The sequence below is a fragment of the Kribbella speibonae genome, assembly GCF_004331375.1.
In the GTDB taxonomy this organism is placed as follows: Bacteria; Actinomycetota; Actinomycetes; order Propionibacteriales; family Kribbellaceae; genus Kribbella; species Kribbella sindirgiensis.
This window is the reverse complement of the sequence record NZ_SJKC01000006.1, coordinates 401,853-420,091: the sequence shown is the minus strand read 5'-3', so window position 1 is coordinate 420,091 and position 18,239 is coordinate 401,853. Positions and strand designations below refer to the sequence as shown.

The 18,239-nt window shown below is 69.8% G+C and carries 14 protein-coding genes; 4 read left to right on the top strand and 10 right to left on the bottom strand.

Going from position 1 to position 18,239, the window contains the following annotated elements; genetic code table 11:
• Positions 1–14 precede the first annotated feature (14 nt).
• From E0H92_RS36340 to E0H92_RS36305, 8 genes are all read right to left on the bottom strand, one after another.
• Positions 15–494: a pyridoxamine 5'-phosphate oxidase family protein gene (locus E0H92_RS36340; protein WP_131499405.1), complete on the bottom strand. Its 480-nt coding sequence runs from the start codon at positions 492–494 to the stop codon at positions 15–17.
• A gap of 676 nt (positions 495–1,170) precedes the next feature.
• The gene (locus tag E0H92_RS36335; protein ID WP_131499404.1) at positions 1,171–1,995 is read right to left on the bottom strand and encodes an SAM-dependent methyltransferase; all 825 of its coding nucleotides are present in this window, start codon (positions 1,993–1,995) and stop codon (positions 1,171–1,173) included.
• Positions 1,996–2,083: 88 nt separating this feature from the next.
• Positions 2,084–4,201: a transglutaminase TgpA family protein gene (locus E0H92_RS36330; RefSeq protein WP_131499403.1), complete on the bottom strand. Its 2,118-nt coding sequence runs from the start codon at positions 4,199–4,201 to the stop codon at positions 2,084–2,086.
• Positions 4,198–5,334 carry a DUF58 domain-containing protein gene (locus E0H92_RS36325; protein WP_131499402.1) on the bottom strand — a complete coding sequence of 379 codons (1,137 nt, stop codon included), beginning with the start codon at positions 5,332–5,334 and terminating at the stop codon, positions 4,198–4,200. Before E0H92_RS36325 ends, E0H92_RS36330 begins: the two co-directional genes overlap by 4 nt.
• The gene (locus tag E0H92_RS36320; RefSeq protein WP_131499401.1) at positions 5,331–7,385 is read right to left on the bottom strand and encodes a fibronectin type III domain-containing protein; all 2,055 of its coding nucleotides are present in this window, start codon (positions 7,383–7,385) and stop codon (positions 5,331–5,333) included. The genes E0H92_RS36325 and E0H92_RS36320 overlap by 4 nt, the downstream gene beginning before the upstream one ends.
• Position 7,386: 1 nt before the next feature.
• A complete protein-coding gene (locus E0H92_RS36315; RefSeq protein WP_131466316.1) occupies positions 7,387–8,349 on the bottom strand; it encodes an AAA family ATPase in 963 nt (320 codons plus the stop codon).
• 81 nt (positions 8,350–8,430) lie between these two features.
• Positions 8,431–9,699 carry a sensor histidine kinase gene (locus E0H92_RS36310; protein ID WP_238153207.1) on the bottom strand — a complete coding sequence of 423 codons (1,269 nt, stop codon included), beginning with the start codon at positions 9,697–9,699 and terminating at the stop codon, positions 8,431–8,433.
• On the bottom strand, positions 9,696–10,382 hold the full coding sequence (locus tag E0H92_RS36305) for a response regulator transcription factor (RefSeq protein WP_131466318.1): 687 nt from the start codon (positions 10,380–10,382) through the stop codon (positions 9,696–9,698). The genes E0H92_RS36310 and E0H92_RS36305 overlap by 4 nt, the downstream gene beginning before the upstream one ends.
• A gap of 53 nt (positions 10,383–10,435) precedes the next feature.
• Between E0H92_RS36305 and E0H92_RS36300 the strand changes: the two genes are divergently transcribed.
• Genes E0H92_RS36300 through E0H92_RS36285 form a run of 4 tightly spaced genes read left to right on the top strand, consistent with a single transcriptional unit; the run spans position 10,436 to position 15,562 of the window.
• Positions 10,436–12,034: an AfsR/SARP family transcriptional regulator gene (locus E0H92_RS36300; protein ID WP_165550180.1), complete on the top strand. Its 1,599-nt coding sequence runs from the start codon at positions 10,436–10,438 to the stop codon at positions 12,032–12,034.
• Positions 12,031–13,302, top strand: a complete 1,272-nt coding sequence (locus tag E0H92_RS36295; protein ID WP_131499399.1) for a type VII secretion protein EccE — start codon at positions 12,031–12,033, stop codon at positions 13,300–13,302. The genes E0H92_RS36300 and E0H92_RS36295 overlap by 4 nt, the downstream gene beginning before the upstream one ends.
• Positions 13,299–13,940, top strand: a complete 642-nt coding sequence (locus E0H92_RS36290) for a helix-turn-helix transcriptional regulator (RefSeq protein ID WP_131466324.1) — start codon at positions 13,299–13,301, stop codon at positions 13,938–13,940. Before E0H92_RS36295 ends, E0H92_RS36290 begins: the two co-directional genes overlap by 4 nt.
• On the top strand, positions 13,937–15,562 hold the full coding sequence (locus E0H92_RS36285; RefSeq protein WP_131499398.1) for a right-handed parallel beta-helix repeat-containing protein: 1,626 nt from the start codon (positions 13,937–13,939) through the stop codon (positions 15,560–15,562). Before E0H92_RS36290 ends, E0H92_RS36285 begins: the two co-directional genes overlap by 4 nt.
• A 597-nt stretch (positions 15,563–16,159) precedes the next feature.
• On the opposite strand, the gene E0H92_RS36280 is transcribed toward E0H92_RS36285, so the two are convergent.
• Both E0H92_RS36280 and treZ read right to left on the bottom strand, forming a co-directional pair.
• Positions 16,160–16,348 carry a hypothetical protein gene (locus E0H92_RS36280; RefSeq protein ID WP_131499397.1) on the bottom strand — a complete coding sequence of 63 codons (189 nt, stop codon included), beginning with the start codon at positions 16,346–16,348 and terminating at the stop codon, positions 16,160–16,162.
• 158 nt (positions 16,349–16,506) lie between these two features.
• Entirely contained in the window at positions 16,507–18,234 is a 1,728-nt protein-coding gene (treZ, locus tag E0H92_RS36275; RefSeq protein ID WP_131499396.1) for a malto-oligosyltrehalose trehalohydrolase, read from the bottom strand.
• Between the last annotated feature and the right edge of the window lie 5 nt (positions 18,235–18,239).

The following is an 18,239-nucleotide window of genomic DNA, read 5'->3' as shown; positions in this document are numbered from 1 at the left end:
CGCGGTGGGCGTGTTTACGGTTCGGCGTCTTCGGCGGCGTAGGAGAGGACTCGTTCGGTGTTGAGGACGATCCAGAGGCCTACCCATTTCCAGACGTGGGGCCAGTTCTGGTCGACTGCGGTGCGGAGGTCGGCGGGGAGGTCGTCGAGGGGGACCAGTTCGGCGGGGCCTTCGGCGATGACGGCGATGTGGCTTTCGTCGTCGTTCTCGGCGATGACCATGGTGAGCCAGGGGTTGGTGCGCAGGTTGCGGGCGCGGACCGATCCGTCGACCGTCGGCAGCCAGAACGCGCTGCCGCTGCGGATGTACATCGACATCGACGCATGCGGGCGACCATCAGGGCGAGTGGTACCGACGACCGCGTACTCGCGCCGGCTGAGATAACTCGTCAACTGCTCGGGCGTCAGCCGCCGCTCCGGCGGATAGGTGCGCGCCGTCGCCGCCGTCGCCCGCTCGAACGTCCGATCCTGCAACTCCGCCAGCACCTCAACCATGCTCACCCTCCCGGCATCACGTTCGCGGCCACCTACCTGCCGCCAACGCTAACCGCGACCCCACCCACCCGCTTATCAATTCCCGACCAACCCGCCGAGCCAGGGCGCGTCGGCAGGTGGGTTAACCCCTCGACTTGGGGGTCTCCCCTCGCACACCAGCGAAGAACCCCCAGCACCAGGGGATATCCGGCTCTCCTGCGGTATGTGTGGGTGAGTTGCGGTGGCGTGGGACAGGTTGTGGTGGGCTGAGACCTGATGTTCCTTGTCTGCGGTGCCAGATCGTGTCTCTACCCTCGGCAACCCAGCCGACCGTGCTCCAGGTGTGCTCGGGTGTGGGCGGGTCGTGCGGGAAGGTGCATTGTGGACAGGACGGGCTGGTCGTGGGGTGGGGAGCGTGACGCACCTGAAGTGACCAGTAGAACTCCCCGGCCCGGCACCGGGGCCCGCCGGCGTCGCCGTCGCGGCGACGAGGACCGGATGTTCGGCGGGTTGCCCACCCAGTTGGAGGGTTGCCCACTCAGAATCCGGCGGGGCAACCCGTCAGCTCAGTGGGCAACCCTCCGGTTCGGTGCGCACGCTGCAGCGTTGGAACCCAACCCAACCCGGGCCGCGGCCGTGCAGGACTGCGGCCCGACAGATCGCCCACACATACAACAGAAGAGCCGGATATCCGTAGTTAGTTCTTGACGGCGAGGGCTGCGGCGATCAGGTGCTGGTAGTCGGTGAGGTCGTCGGGGGGTTCTGGGTTGCGCCAGTTGGTGGCGGGGACGATGCCGGGGTCCAGGACGGTGAAGCCTTCGCCGAAGAGGGCGAGGATCTGTTCGTCGGTGCGCCAGCGGCCGCGGCCCAGGGAGCCTTGGAGGACCTGCTCGAGTTCCTGGCTGCGGGGGTCGTTCTCGCTGCGGAAGTGGCTGATGAAGACGTGGCTGCCGGAGGCGATCCGGTCCTTCCAGAAGCGGACGATGCCGGCCGGGTCCTCGTCGTCGTTCACGTGGTGCAGGGTGGCGCTGAAGATCACGCCGACGGGGCGGCCGAAGTCGACCAGCCGCACGGTCTCGGGGTGCTCGATGATCGCCTTCGGTTCCCGCAGGTCGGCCTGGATGACCGTGGTGTTGTCGTTCTCGGCGAGCAGGGCGCGGCCGTGCGCGAGCACGATCGGGTCGTTGTCGACGTACACGACCTTCGAGTCCGGCGCGTACCGCTGGGCGACCTGGTGCACGTTGTCCGCGGTCGGCAGGCCGCTGCCGAGGTCGATGAACTGCCGGACCGGCGTCGTCCGGACCAGCTCGCGGACCGCGCGGATCAAGGCGCCGCGGTTGTCGTACGCGATCACCCGGGACCCGGGCAGTTCGTTGATGAACCGGTCCCCGAACGCGCGGTCGACGGCGAAGTTGTCCTTGCCGCCGAGCAGGTAGTCGTAGGTCCGCGCGATACTCGGCTTGGTCGTGTCGAAGCTCGGGAACGGCGAGTTGTCCGTCACGTGCTTGTCTGCGTCGGCCATCGAGCGGATTCCTTCCTGTCGCGACAGATGTCACTCTATGCGACCCGGAAACTACCGCGCTCCCGGCCCCGGCAAGTCCCGGCCGACGCTAACGGGTGAACAGTGTTCGCAGCTCGAGCGACGCCTGGAACCGGTCGACCCACGGCCGTCCGCGCAAGGCCTTCCGCAGCTCGCGAACCCCGGTCCACGCGTCGTTCTGCACCTCCGGCGTGGTCGCTCCCCCTGACCACAGCGCGTGATCGACGGCCTGCGCGACCCGAGTCAGCCCGCCAGCGGTCTCCGGCAGCTCCTTGGCCGCGTCGGCGAGATCCCGCACCGTCATCCCTGCAGTCACCGGTACGCCGTGCGCGCGCAGCCGATCCCGCGCTTCGGCCCACGCCCCGACCACGGCCGCACTCCCGCCCCGGCGCCGGCGTCGCGCCGACCGGACAAGCTTCAGCAGCGGTACGCCGGCCAGCCACAGCAGCAACAACCCCGCCGACACCGCGAACACGGCAGTCAGCGAAATCGGCGGCAGGATCGGCCGCCCGCCGTCGTCGCCCCGGTCGGTCTGCGGCGGGACCTCCGGGTCTTTGATCTTCTCCACCGACGGTACGGCGGCCCGCGCCTGGCTGGTGATGTCGTCGATCGAACCAGCGACCGTGGTCTTCCCGGTGGCCGCGTCCTCGGCCGGATCCAGCGGCCACCAACCGAGGCCGTCGACCGCTACCTCGGGCCACGCGAACGCGTCGGAGTTCCGCACGGTGTAGTACCCGTCCGCCTCCGGTTTCGCAGGCGCGCGGAACCCGACCACCAACCGCGCCGGTATCCCGTTCAGCCGGGCGAGTACGACGTACGCCGCGGCGAACTGCGCGCTCGTACCCGGCTGCTTGGTCTCGGCCTGTGCCCCGCCCGGCTTCTCGTCGAGGAGGAAACTCTTCAGCTGCGGCCACCCGTACCCGGTCGGCAGGTTCTCGCCGACCGCCAGCGTGTAGTGCTGCCGCATGTACTTCTCCAGCGCGATCGCCGTCGCGAACGTCGCCCGCTTCCCCTGCAACGGGTCGATCGACGCGATCTCCGGCGGCACCGGAGGCAGGTCGCTCAAGCGGTTCATCACGTCGCCGTCGATCCCCGCGTCCAGCAGGTACTGTGCGTCGATGTCCGGTTTCCGCCAGGTCAGCTGGTAGTCGTCCGGCCGGCCGGACGCCATCAGCGTCCCGCCGATCGGCTCCACCTGCGGATCCGTCACGCCGCTGACCGTTGCCGGCAGCAACTGGCTCGGCAGCCACGGCCCGTCGAGGTCCTCGAGCCGCACGCTCGCCGACTCCAGCGACGTCGGCACCGTTACGTCCGACCCCACCTCGGATCCCATTCGGAGGAACGGGTGATCGGTCGTCCAGTTCGCTCCGTCGAAGTCGTCGAGGGCGACCTGCCGCCAGCGGTCGACCGGCTTCGACGCCGTGTACTTGAACACCACCTCGTCGCGTTCCCGCGCACTCAACCGGCTGGCGAGCTCGTCCAGCGGACTCGTCTGCCGTACGCCGGGCGCCGTCGCGGACTGCACCTTCTGCAGCGAGTACGGCGTACGCCCGGCGGGATCGATCGTGCTCACGACGAGCCCGCACACGATCGCGGCGACGGTCACGACCGCGGTCGCGACCCAGGGCGCGATCCGCCGGTACTCGAGATTGTCCGGGATCAGCAGCGCCACCACGATCAGCCCGAGCGCTGCGGCTATCAGTACGGCGCTCCACCCGTCGGCAGCGATGTACAACTGGCTCGCCCCGATGACCCCGAGCCCGGGAACCAACGCGACCAGCGGCGGCGTACGGTCGAGCAGTTCGACCGCGAGCAGGCAGGCGATCAGCGTCAGCAGCGGCACGAAGACCACGAGCTCGGGATCCGGCCGCGCCGGCCAGGTCGACTCCAACGTCAACCGCCAGCCGGTCAGCCCGTCGCCGAGCGCGCGGATCGACGCCGCCGTCGGCAATCCGGCGACAGTAGTTGCCCGTAGCACCGTTTCGGTCACGGCCAGCAGGCCGCCGAGCACGATCAGGACCGGCCGCCACGCCGCGAGCCAGTGCCGGCAGATCTCCGTGACGACGAAGGTGATCAGGCACACCGCTCCCACCGGCAGCCACAGGTTGCGCAGGCCGAACACCGGCCCGAAGCACAGTCCTCCGACGAGGACTGCGGCGAGCACCGCGATCGTCTGCCGACGGCTCATCGCAGGACTCCTGTCCACTGCTGCAACGCTTCCTGGGCGGAGCCACCGAGGACCACCTGCGCACTGAGGATCGGCGCGACACCTTGCGCCTCGCCGAGGCCGATCACGGTCACCGACGAGTACCGGCTGAGCAGCGGCGCGAAGTCCGCGGCGGATCCGCGCGCACCGGTGACCACGACGATCGCGCCGCCCGCGGACATTCCGGTGGTCAGCACGGGAGGCACCAGACCCGACTTGTCGTCCCGCTGCTCCACCACGCACAGCTCGTCGAGGAACATCCGGGACGCGACCGCACCGCCGGGAGCGGCGAGGTCGGCACCGGCCGTGGTCACCAACCGGCAGCGGTGACCGGCCGTGGACGCGGCGAACAGGATCGAGGCCGCCACCTCGGTCGCCTCCTCGAATGTTGCCTCGGGCAATGGTTCGGGCCGGGTGTCGAGCAGCACGGTGAGCCGCGGCTGATCCGGATCGGCGTAGTCGCGGACCATCAACTGCCCGGTCCGCGCGGTCGCCTTCCAGTGCAGGTGACGGACCTCGTCGCCGACGACGTACGGGCGGACGTCGCGCAGGTCGGCCGATCCGCGCAGCGAGTCGTCCGCGGTCCGTCCGACGTGGTGGTGCCGCGGCCGGCCGGCGACCACAGTCTTGGTCGGGTGCCGTCTCGGATGCACCCACAACGTCGCGACCTCGCCGGTCGCCTTGCGATTGCTGGCCAGGCCGAGCGGGTCGCGGCGTTCGAGCGTCAGCGGCCCGACCGCGATCTTCCCGCGCCGCAAGGTCGGCAGCTCATACCGGTACGTCGCCTCGCTGCCGGGACCGAGCCGCCGGATCTTGACCTCCTGCCGCTCGTCACCCGCCGAGTCGTGGGCCGCGAATGCGGCCTGCCACCGCGTGCCCTCGTTCCGCACGCGCAACGTCGCCAGCGCCGGACGACCGCGCTCGACGCGATCCGGTGACAGCACGCGCTGCACGGTCACCTGCGGCTGCCGCACCGTCAGTACGGTCGCTGCGATCAACGCCCCGAGCCCGATCCCGGCCAGTGCGCGAAAGACGGAGTACCCCGCCAATTCACCCAGCACGTAGGCGGCGATCGACCCGAGCAGCACGGCCACCCCGCGTCCCGTGAGCCTCATCCGGCCGGCCACTTGAACGAGTTGGATCGGTACGGCCCACCGGGTCCGGTCGCCGTGACGTAGACCGTCTCCCCGACCCGGGAGTTGTGGAACTTCTTCCGCTCCAGGTAGCCGTTGCTGTCCGTGCTCAACGTGTACGCGTCGTGGATCTGCTTGCCGTTCGAGTACGCGCGGAACGTGTAGTCGGTGTCCGGTTCGAAGTTTCTGGCATGCAAGACCATGTAATGACAGTCCTGCTCGGTACCCGCCGGGCAGTCCGAGTCGGGGCCGTCGTCGGCCTGCGGGCCGTAGCTGATCGAGAACGTCCCCGAACCCGGCGACGCGGTGATCGTCGCGGCCACGCCGATCAGCATCTCGCCGTCCGACCCGGTCGTCACCGCGCGAACCTCGAACGTGTACGTCGTACCGTTGTCCAGCCCGCTCCACGTGTAACTGGACGACGTCGTCGTCTCCGGATCGCTGTCCTGGCTGACGCTGTAGCTGACGAACGTCCCGCCGTTCAGGTTCGGGCGCCGCCAGGTGAGGGTGACCTCGTTGTCGCCCGAGGTCGCCTCCAAACCGGGCGGAGCCGCGGCCCGGGTCGCCTTCACCGGCGGCGGTTTCGGCTTCTGAGTGGGCTTGGTCGTCGTCGGTTTCGTGGTCGTCGGCTTGGTCGGCGTCGGCTTCGACGGCGGCGGTGTGGTCTTGCGCTCCGGTTGCTCGGTGCGCGGCGGTTCGGTCCGCTGCGGCGGCCTGGTCGTGCGCTTGTCCCCGCCGTCGGTGTTCTCAGGCGGCTGCGGCTTCTCCTCGGTCCGCGGCGGCGCGCTGGTCGGCGGCGTGGACGGCGGTGTCGAAGGTGGTGTCGAAGGTGGTGTGACGGTCTCTTTCGGCCGCGGCGGCTGGGACTTCTCCGGCTTCTTCGCCGGTCCGACCGCCTTGACCTCGGTGACCTCGCCGTCGTCGTCGACGACCATCGAGTGCTCGCCGGCCACGCTGTCGACGTACACCCGCCTGTCCGCACCGCGGAACAGCCTCGGCTGGTCCTTCCTGTCGGCCTTCGCCTTGGGCGACGGCCGCGGGATCTGCTGGAAGGACTTCTCCTTGCCGTCCGGTCCCAACGTCACCAGCGAGCCGCTGGCCGAGTCGATCAGCGCCAGACCGTTCCCGGTGGAGGCGATCTGCGAGTACTTGCCCGATCGCACCTTCCACGCCACCGGCGCCGCCGCCTGCCGGTCACCGACCATCGGGGCGGCGTCGACCAGGTGTACCTCGGTGCCGGTCGGCTCGACGATCGCGATCCGGCCGTTCACGTCGTACGGCGCGACGATCGACGTCGGCGTCATCGCGACCTCGGGCACCGGCATCTTCCGGCCGAAGCCACCGGAGTCCACCGCGCGCAGTTCGCGGGCCGTGGTGTCGACGAACACGACCTGGTCCGACACCACAGTGAGCGCGCCGGTGTGACCGCTCGGCACCTCGGCCGGGCAGGTCAGCCGGTCCGCCTTCACCGGCAGCCGGCAGAGTTCGCGGCTGGTCAGCCGGTGCACCCACAATGTCCCGTCGGCGGTGGTCACCGGCGGACCCAGCGAACCGCTGCCGGGCAACGTCATCAGGTCCTCGCCGAGCCGGGTGATCGCACCGCTGTCGCGGTAGACGGCGTACGCCGTGCCCGCCGCTTCGAGCGCGGTCGGCTGTTCCTCGGAGGGCGCCTTGACCGGGTCCTCGACCTTCAGATCGGACTTGCCGAACTCGGTGATGCTGCCGCGCGCCAGCATGAAGCCCTGCTTGTCGGTCTGCACGGTCTGGACACCCGGGCCGAGATCCGGAACCGGCAGCTCCCCGTCGACGGCCTTCGTCCCGCCGTCGATGTGGAAGACGCGGTTCAGCGTGCTGTTGTAGATCAGGTGGCCGGTCTGCAGGAACTTCATCCCGTTGGTGTCCGCGCCCGCGCCGGTCACGGCGAGCGTCGTGGCCACCACGCAGACCGTGACGACGGCGGCCAGCGCCGCCCTGGAGCGCCACGCCTCCTGCCGCAGGAACTCCTTGACCTTGCCCCTGACCTGGTACCGCATGTCAGCTCGCGGTCGCGCCGGCCGTCGGCGCAGGTACGGCGGACAGCACCTCGTCGACCACCGACGACGGCGGCCGCTGGCTCAGCTCCGCGTCCGGCGTCAGTACCAACCGGTGCGCGAGCACCGGATGCGCGACCTGCTTGACGTCGTCGGGCGTCGTGAACGCCCGGCCGTCGGTGGCGGCGAACGCGCGGGCCGCACGGACCAGGGCGATACTGCCGCGCGGGCTGGCGCCGTACCGGACCGCGGTGTGCTCGCGGGTCGCTCCGGCCAGTTTCACGGCGTACGAACTGATCGCGGGGTCCACATGGACCGAGCGGACGGCGGCGATCGCGTTCCGCAGCGCCGGTACGTCGATGACCGGGCTGAGCGAGTCGGGTCCGACCCGGCCGGTGTCGCCGAGCACGATCCGGACCTCGGCGTCGTGGTCGGGGTACCCGATCTCGATCCGCATCAGGAAGCGGTCGAGCTGGGCCTCGGGCAACCGGTAGGTGCCCTCCATCTCGATCGGGTTCTGGGTGCCGATGACCAGGAACGGGTCCGGTACGGCGCGGGTGTTCGAGTCGACCGTCACGCGGCGCTCGGCCATCACCTCGAGCAGCGCGGACTGCGTCTTCGGCGTGCCGCGGTTGATCTCGTCGGCGACCACCACGTTGGCGAAGATGCCGCCCGGGTGGAACTCGAACGACTCGCTGCCCTGGTGGTAGACCATCACGCCGGTGATGTCGCCGGGCAGCAGGTCGGGGGTGAACTGGATCCGGTTCCAGCTCGCGTCGATGCTGCGGGCGATGCACCGGGCCAGCGTGGTCTTGCCGAGCCCCGGCACGTCCTCGATCAGCAGGTGCCCCTCGGCGAACAGCGCGGTCAACGCCAGCCGGATCACCTCGGGCTTCCCGTGGATCACCTTCGCCAGGTTGTCCGCCACCAACCGATACGCCTCGCCGGGCGGAATGGTCGCGCTCATAGAGATCTCCCCAGGTGTACGCCGAACTGCACTGAGTGACCATACTCAGGGCCGGTCCATCCGCCGTACAGAACCGGTCTACTACTGGACGGTAGGCAGTTGGATCTCGAAGATCGCGCCGCCTTCGTCGGCGTTGTAGACCTTCAGGTCGCCGCCGTGGGCGAGCACCACCCAGCGCACGATCGACAGGCCGAGGCCGGTCGAGGCGCCGCCGGTCGTGTACGGCTCGAACAGGTCCGCGCCGACCTCGGGATCGATCCCCGGCCCCTGGTCGGCGACCGTGACCCGGCCGTCGGCGACCGTCACCGTGATGATCGCCTGGTCCGCGTCCGGCGCCCGGCCGTGCCGCATCGCGTTGCCCAGCACGTTGCCGATCGCCCGCTGCAGCAGCGTCGGGTCGGCACGCACCATCGTCGGCGCGGTCACCAGCGAGAACCGGGCACCCTCGGTCGGCATGTCCTCGACCACACCGGCGACCAGCTGGTCGAGCCAGACCGGCTGCATCGCGAGGTGCTCCACACCGGCCGCGAGCCTTGCGCGGACGAGCAGTCCGTCGATGATGTCGCCCATCCGTCCGGCCAGCCGGACGGTCCGGGGCAGTAGCTCCGCGCGCTGTTCCGGGTCCCGCGCCGCGGTCTCGGCGAGCGCGCGCAGTGCGGCAACCGGCGTACGAAGATCGTGGGCGGTCTCGGCGAGCAGCGTCTCCTGTTGCTCGAGCGCGGCCATCGCGGGCCGGATCGCGCGGCCGGACAGCCAGTAGCCGACGAGCGCGGCAGCGCCGATCAGGACCGCGCAGACGGCCAGTACCGCGATCGTGAGCTGCCGATGCCGATGAGCCTGCGCCTCGGTGTCCTGCCAGGCGACGACGGCGCCGATGTAGCGCTCACTGGAATCCTTGAACGGCTCTGCCGCGAGGCGGATCGCGTGCCCGTTCTGGGCCCTCCGGTCCTGGGAGACCGGACTGCCGTTCCGCACTGCCTCGGCGGTGATGCCCGCGAGCAGCTGCTGGTCGATCCTGGTGCAGCCCCGCGTACTGAACTGCGGAGTGAAGTCGCCCGAATTTCCCGGCATGACGACGAAGTCCGGGCAGTCCGACGTCAGCGGGTCCCCGGTCAGCCGGGCCGTGACCAACGCGCCGCGGCTCTCGTCGACCAACCGCAGAACCGACTGCGTCACCACGTTCAGGCTGTGGTCGATCTGGTCGTCCGCGCGGTCTGCGTCCAGGACGATGATGACCGGCGCCAGCACGATCAGGGCGACCGTGTTCGTGGCGGTGAACAGCACGGTCAGCCACCAGCGCAACCGGCGCAGCCGGTCGGCCGACGGACCGCGCATCCCGCGCTGACTCATCCGGCACCGCCGGGGTTGATCAGCCGGTACCCCTGACCCCGGACCGCCTGGATCAGATCCGGACCACCGCGCAGCCGGGCGCGCAGCCGGGTGATCGTGACGGCGAGAACGTTCGAGTCCCGGCCGTCGCCGTCCCAGCAGTGGTCGACCAGCTCCTTGGTGGTCACGAGCTGCTCGGGCCGCGACATCAGGTACTCCAGCACGCAGAATTCCTTCCCTCGCAAGGTGAGCAGCACACCGGCCCGCTGCACGGTCCGCCGCGCGGTGTCGAGCTCCACGTCGGCGTGCCTGATGATCGGTGGGCGGATGGCCGGGCCTCTGCGGATCAGGCTGAGCACCCGGACGATGAGTTCCTCGACCGCGAACGGCTTGACCAGGTAGTCGTCGCCGCCGTGCTCGAACCCGTCCACCCGGTCGGCCAGCGTGTCCCGTCCGGTCAGGAACAGTACCGGGAGGGTCCAGCCTTCCCGCCGGCGGCGGCTGACGTAGTCGAGCGAGTCGACCTTCCGGCCGTCGATCTCGAACATCCGGTCGAAGACGGCGCAGTCGTACGAGTTCACGTACAGCTGCTGATCCGCGTCGTCCAGGTCGACGGCCAGATCGACCGCGAGCTTGGCGGAGCGGAGGGCCGCCGGGACGGCCACCTGCAGCTCCTTGTCGTCCTCTACCACCAGTACGCGCACGGTCAACCTCGTGTGTCATCGAAATGTCATCGTCTCCCCGGATCGTATGTGTCATGAACGGTCACGCAGCGCACACACCAGACCGGTTGAGCTTCCGGGTGCTGGGCCCGCTCGAGGTCGACGGCCCGGACGAACGCCCGCTGGACCTCTGCGGCGGCAAGCCGGCGACCGTGCTGACGCTGCTCCTGCTGCACCGCAACGCCTGGGTCAGCACCGAGCAGCTCGTGGACGCGGTCTGGGCCGGCCGGGACGTGCCGGCCTCGGCGCAGAACAACCTGAAGACGTACGTCTGGCAGCTCCGCCGCTCGCTTCCGGAGGAGCGGATCGAGAGCCGGCCGGGCGCGTACCGGGTGCACGTCCTGCCCGGCGAGCTCGACGCCGACGTCGCGGCCGCCCTGTGCGACGAGGCCCGCGAGTTGCTCAGCCGTCGCGACGCCGCCGAGGCGGTCAACGTGGTCCAGCGCGCATTGGTTCTCTGGCGCGGGGCGCCGTACGACGGGCTGACCGCCGACGCGACCTCTGCGGTGGACCGGCTGACCGAGCTGCATCGGGCGCTCCGCGAGGACCTGGCCGACGCTCAGCTGCTGCTGGACCGGCCCGCCGAGGCGATCGCCGTACTGCGGGCGCTGACCGAGGAGGAGCCGCTCCGGGAGCTGGCGTGGGCCCGGCTGATGGCGGCGTACCGCCAGGTCGGGCGGCGGCATGACGCGCTGGCGGCGTACCAGCGGGCCCGGACCGCGCTGGTCCGCGACCTGGGGATCGAGCCGGGCGCCGAGCTGACCGCGCTGCACCAGCAGATCCTTAGCGAGGAGTCCCCCGCTGTCCTGCCGACGCCGGTGCCGCCCGTGAGCTCGAACCTGCCGCCGCGGGTCCGCACCTTCGTCGGCCGCGGCCCGGAGCTCCGGGCACTGCGCGGCGCCACCGGCGTGGTCACGATCGACGGAATGCCCGGCATCGGGAAGACCGCGTTCGCGCTCGAGGTCGCCGCCGCCTCCGGTTTCGAGATCCAGCAGTACGTCGACGTCCAGCGCCCGACTTCTTTGCCCGCAACAACGGGCCTGGTCATCCTGGACAACGTCGAGCACGCCGACCAGGTCCGGCACCTGCTGCCGAACGACCCGGCCGCGCTGGTGCTGGTGCTCAGCCGCCGCCGGCTGTCCGATCTCGACCGTACGGCGGCGATGACGCTCGACGTACTCGCACCGGACGAGGCCGCGAAACTCACCGACCTCGAACAGATCCTGAGCTGCTGCGGCGGTCACCCGGGCGCGATCCGGCAACTGGTCGAACGATTGCGCAACCGGCAGCCGTGGACCGTCGCGCGGATGGCCGCCCGCCTCGAGGACCAGTCGGCGCGGTGCCAGGCGCTGGGCGAGGTCCTGGCCCGCTTCGACGCCGCGTACGAGGCGCTCCCCGGTCCGGTGCAGCGGCTGTACCGGCAGATCGGGATGACGCCGCGCTTCGACCTGCGCCAGGCGGCCCGGCTCACCGGCACCAGCCCGTCCGACGCCGAGTTGATGGTCGACCAGCTGATGGACCGCAATCTGGTGACCGAGCCGGCGCCGGGACGGTTCGAGCTCCACCCGATCGTCCGCGACCACGCCGGCCAGTTGCTGGTGATCGCCGGACCCAAGGCGGAGCTGGTCGCGTGAAGTCCGCGGCCTACGGCGCGGCGCCTCAGCACGAGGGTGAGGCGGAGTACGCCGCGACCACCACGACTCTCCCGCAGGCGACCGCGGTCGGGATGCCACTGGCCCAGCCACGCGTGCAGCAGCCGCCGACGCGCACCCTGATCGCGTCGGTGGGTTCGGTCAAGCCGTCCGAACAGAAGCTGCACCTGGCCGCCGAGCCGCCCGCACCGGCACCGGTCGCCGACAAGGTCGAGCTCCCGGACCGGGCCGTCCACGTCGGGCAGATCATTTGCTGGCAGCTGGCCGTGGTGGCAGTCGGGGCGGCAACCACAGCGTCCCGGACCGTACTGATCCTGACGTCGGTCGCCGCGGTGTCGCTGGTGCTGCTCACAGCCATCCGCATCCGCGGCCTGTGGCTGTACCGCTGGGTGGGCGTCCTGCTCGTGTTCCTGGTACGGCGGCGCAAGCACGACCTCGGCACGGACATCGCGGTCCGGCTGGTCAGTACGTTCCACGGCCGGACCGCGACCGACCAGGTGGTCGTCCGCGAGCAGCCGTACGGCGTTCTCAGTCGACCTGCTGGGGCGAGTGTCGCGCTGCGGCTCGGTCCGGAGACACAGCACCGGTTGCTGCCGCAGTTGGGGCAGCTCGCGGAGGCGTCGGACGAGCAGCCGGTCGGTATCGGCGTACAGCTGATCCTGCACACCGGGGTCAAGCAGAACCAGCCGCCGCGGGCATGGATCGCGGTCGCGGCCGAGCGGACACCGGACATCGCCACCGACGAGCAGTTGCGGCAGGTGCTCGCCAACACGGTCCGGCGACTCGTTCGGCGGCTGGACCGCGAACAGGTCGAGAACATGCCGCTCGACGAGTCCGACGTACTCGCGTCCCTCGGCGCGCTGGCCCACGCGAACGCCGGTCGCGGACAACTCCACGAGCGCTGGACCTCCTGGTCCTGCGGTCCGGTCCGGCAGCTGTCCGTGCGACTGGCCGGCTCCGCTTCCTTGCCTGCAGCAACTACTCAGGCGTTGATCGGCGCCCTGCTCGGTACCGGCACCGGCGCCGCGCAGACGATCGCCGTCACCGCCACCTCCAGCTCCGCCCACTCGACTTCCGCCCGCCACGACGTCGTACTCCGCCTGGCCGCATCCCATCCGGCCACGCTCGACACGGCGTTCTCCGTCCTCACCACCCTGGCCCGCTCCTTCGGGGTCGAGCCCGAACGCCTCGACGGGCGGCACGCCGCCGGCGTCGCCGCCACGCTACCTCTGGGGGTCCCTCTCTCATGACTGTCACAATGCTTCCCCGCCCCTCCGGCTTTCAGCAGATCCCGGCCCACAGCGGGCTCGCCGAGTTGCTCGCGTCCGCCCAGGACGAGGTGATCACCATGAGCACGCTGGCCGGTCCGACGTTCGGGCCGCGCGAGGTCAAGCACGGCGTGCGGTACCGGGCGATCTTCCCCGACCACGCGCGCACCACACCGAGCGTCGGCCGGCACCTCGGTGCGCTGTCGCTCGCCGGTGTCGCCGTCCGGACGATCCCGCACGTGCCGATGAACGCGATCGTGATCGACGGTTCGGTCGCCGTACTCCCCGCCGACAGCACCAACGGCAGCATCGCCGTACTGCGGCTGACCAGTGTCGTCGTGAACGCTCTGGAACTGTTCGAGCGGATCTGGCCGGACGCCGTACCGCTGGCCGACCGGGACCTGCCGCACGAGGCCGACCTGTCGCTGCGTGAGCAGGAGATGCTGCGGCTGCTCGCCCTCGGCGCGACCGATGAGGTGGCCGCGGCGCACCTCGACATCTCGGTCCGGACGGTACGCCGGATGGTCGCGCAGATCATGAACCGCCTCGGCGCCCGCAGCCGCTTCCAGGCCGGCGTCAAGGCCGCCGACCGCGGCTGGCTCCTCGAGCGCGCGTCATGAGGATCCTGTCCGTCGCCGCCGATCGTCCCGGCGCCTATCAAACCGTCGGCTCGGCGCTCCTCGAGGCGCCGGACGGAGCCACGGTCGCGATCGCGGCCGGGACGTACGCCGAGACGCTCGAACTCACCGGGCGCTCGGTCACACTGCAGGCCGAGAGCGGCGCCGACGTCGTACTGGACGGATCAGGCGCCGACTGGCCGACGATTCGTGCGGTCGACGGCACGCTGACCCTGCGTGGGCTGGAGATCCGCGCGACGGACGGGGTCGCGATCTCGGTCGACCGTACGGCGCTGACGCTCTCGCGGTGCACCGTGACCGGGAAGACGCGACCGGCGGTCAGCGTGCACGCGAGTCCGTCGTTCACCGTCGAGGACTGCACGGTGAGCGGCGCCGAGACCGGGATCGTGGTCGAGGGCGCCGGCGGGCAAATCCTGGACACGACCGTCCGGGAGATCTCCGGCGACGGCATCGTCGTCGCGCTGGGCGCCGACCCGCTCATCCGGGGCTGCACGATCACCGGCTGCGGCGGGCGCGGCGTGTACATCTACCAGTACAGCCGTCCGGAGCTCGCCGACGTCGAGATCGGGCAGACCGGCACGGAGGGGATCGGCGTCGCGCACGGCAGTACGCCGACGATTCGGCGGCCGACCGTGCACGACACCCGCGGGTCGGCGATCACGTTCGCGCCCGGCTGCGGCGGGGCGGTCGAGGGGCTGCGGGCGACCAACACGGCGGAGCCCGCGCTGTCGATCGCGAGCGGTAGCACGGTCGAGGTAATCGAGCAGAGCATGGCGGCGGCCGAGAACGGGCCGGTGGACGACCTGCTCGGCGAGCTGGACACGATGGTCGGGCTGCCCGGTGTGAAGGCCGAGGTCCGGGCGCTGGTCGACGAGATCCAGGTCAACGAGTGGCGCAGCTCCGCCGGGTTGTCGATCGGCGCGGTCAGCCACCACCTGATCTTCGCCGGTGCGCCGGGGACCGGGAAAACCACGGTGGCCCGGCTGTACGGGAAGCTGCTGAAGGCGCTCGGCGTACTGCCCGACGGCGGGTTCATCGAGGTGTCGCGGCGGGATCTCGTCGGTCAGTACATCGGGCACACCGCGGAGAAGACCGCGCAGGTCTTCGAGAAAGCGCTCGGCGGCGTGCTGTTCATCGACGAGGCGTACACGCTGTCCCGCGCGGCCGGGAACGGCGACTTCGGGCAGGAGGCGATCGACGCGCTGGTCAAGCTGATGGAGGACCATCGCGACGAGATCGCGATCATCGTCGCCGGGTACACCGCCGAGATGAACGACTTCCTGGCCGCCAACCCCGGCCTCGCGTCCCGGTTCTCGAAGACGATCGAGTTCGAGAACTACAGCGCGGAGGAACTGCTGCTGATCACCGACCGAATGGTTGCCGGAGGCGACTACCTGCTCGACCCGGCGGCCGGCGCACCCCTCACGTCGTACTTCGACCGCATCGCCGACGGCCCCAACTTCGGCAACGCCCGCGAAGCCCGCCGCCTGGTAGAAGCCATGCGCAAAGCCCAATCCCAACGCCTCCGCACCCTAGGCCGCCGCCCCACCCTGGAGGAACTCCGCTCCCTCCTCCCCACCGACGTAACAACTGCTGCCGGCTGAACAGAAACCCCAGAAACCGAAAAGAAGAGGAAATCACAAGAAAAAGAAGAGATTTAGAGTAGTGGCTGACTTCAGCTAGCAGGCGCGGGTTTGACTGAGTCTCGAGCGAGCCCGCAAGGCAGAGATCAAGGAAAGAACGAAGAGAAGATGCAGAGGAGACTTCGGCTGAGCCTGGGTCTGCTTGGCGCCTGGGGATACGCGGCGCCGGCCCGCCGTCGGGCTGGGTCGGCCCTGCAGCCGGACTGGGTGACGAAGAAGTCCGGCCTGGGGAACGACCGGACCTGGGGAGGATTGTGTGCCGAATCGGGCAGAAAAGCCTCCCCAACCTCACGTCGCCGCCCCGGCTGTCCTATGAGGCTGGCGGTTCCGGCCTGCTCTGCGGAAGGAAGTTTGTGCTCAGGGGCAGCTACCTTCCGGAAGCTGGTCCGCGGGACCTTCAAACTTCCGGGTGACCGCTGAAGCCAGCCGCCACTCTAAAGGCTCTTTTTCTTTCTTCGTTTGTTCTGAAGGCAGGGCTCAGCGACCGTCGGGTGGTTGTGCGACGGTCGCTGGAGGGTTGGGGTGACCTGGTCTGGCGGGCCCTGTCACCGGGGTGGGTCAGTTGAGGGTGTGCTTGGGTACTTCGTGGTCTCGGCGGGGCTCGCGGCGGGTTTCGTGGGCCGTGTGCTCCGGGGTGCGTGGGGCCGGGCAGACCGGGCCTCGGCGGATCGGGCCGCCGCCCAGTTTCCGGCTCTTCCACTGTTTTTCTTCGTAGTCGTAGTAAGTGTCGACGCCTCCGACTGTCATCCGGTCCTCCCGTCAAACCCCCGTCCCCTGCTGGCTCATCTACAGTCCGTCACGAGAGCCCCGGCAGCAAGCGATTCCGGAAATCACCACGGATCAACACGCTCGAACGCCGTCTTGTGTTGGAATGACCCACAAACGTGCACTTTGTCTGGAAAATCTCAGACGGCGAGGATCGCGACGCCGTGAGCGGGCAACCGGACACCGTCGTCGGTGAGCTCGGCCCCGGCGAACGACATCACGAGGTACTCCGGGATCGCGTCGACCGGAACCACCGCGTCCGAGGCGGTCAGGTTCGCGGCCACGCGCAGGCTGCCGCGGGTCACCACCAGCCAGGCGCCGGCCGGGTCGAAGGCGATCCCGACGGACTCGAGCCGGTCGTCGCGCAGTTCGGGCATCCGGGCCCGGAACGTCAGCAGGTGCCGGTACCAGGCGAGTACGTCGCGATGCGGCGCCTCGTCCGGCTCGGACCAGTCGAGCACCGAACTCCGCCACGTCTGCGGATCCTGCGAGTCCGGGATCTCGTCCGCGTCCCAGCCGAACTCCGCGAACTCCCGCCGCCGCCCGGTCCGCACCGCGTCGGCCAGTGCAGGCTCGGTGAAATCGGTGAAGAACCGCCAGGGCGTCGACGCACCCCACTCCTCACCCATGAACAGCATCGGCGTGTACGGCGACGTCAGCACCAGCGCGGCGCCGATCGCGAGCTGCCCCGGCGTCAACGCGGGCCGATCGCCGAGGGCGCGGTTGCCGACCTGATCGTGGTTCGACGTGTAGACGAGGAACTCACCGCCGCGGTGGGTACGTCGATCCACCGGCCGGCCCCAGTCCTTGCCGCGGAACGTCGAGTACTCCCCGTCGTGCAGGAACACCCGCGTCAGCGTTTTCGCGAACACGGCCGGATCCCCGAAGTCCACGTAGTACCCGAACCGCTCGCCGGTCAGCAGCGCGTGCAGCGCGTGGTGGAAGTCGTCGCTCCACTGCGCGGTCATGCCCATCCCGCCTTGTGACACCGGCTCGACCGTCCGCGGGTCGTTGAGGTCGGACTCCGCCACCAGCCCCAGCGGCCGTCCCACTTCCTTGGACAGCGCTGCGGTCTCAGTAGACAGCTGCTGAAGCAGGTGGGTCGGGCTGTCGTCGACCAGCGCGTGTACGGCGTCCAATCGCAGTACGTCGATGTGGAAGTCCTGGAACCAGCGCAGTGCGTTGTCGCAGATCCACCGTCGTACCTCGGGACTGCCGGTGTCGTCGAGGTTGACCGCGGGGCCCCACGGGGTGGAGTGGCGCGTGGTGAAGTACGGACCGAAGCTGGCCAGGTAGTTCCCGCTCGGGCCGAGGTGGTTGTAGACGACGTCGAGACACACGGCGAGTCCAGCGACGTGACACCGGTCGACGAACCGCTGCAGTGCTTCGGGACCGCCGTACGGCGCGTGGACGGCGTACAGGTCCACACCGTCGTACCCCCAGCCGCGGACGCCGGGGAACGCGGCTACCGGCAGCAGCGAGACCACCTCTACGCCGAGCACAGCCAGGTAGTCCAGGTGCTCGGCGGCAGCGTCCAACGTGCCTTCCAACGTGAATGTGCCCAGGTGGAGCTCGTAGAAGACAGCACCGCGTACGTTGCGACCTGTCCAGCTGTCGTCGTTCCACTCGAAGCGGTCCGCGTCAAAGACCCGGCTGAACCCGTGGACACCGTCCGGTTGCCAGGGACTGCGTGGATCGGGGAGGGGATCGCTGCCGTCGACGGAGTACGCGTAGTCGGTGCCGTGGTGCGCCTCGACCACGCGGCGTTCCCACCAGCCGTCGTCGACGGAGCTCATCGGCAGCACCCCGTCCCGGAGCACCAGGTCGACGTTGGTCGCCTCAGGTACCCAGACGCGGAACGTGTGCATGGCTG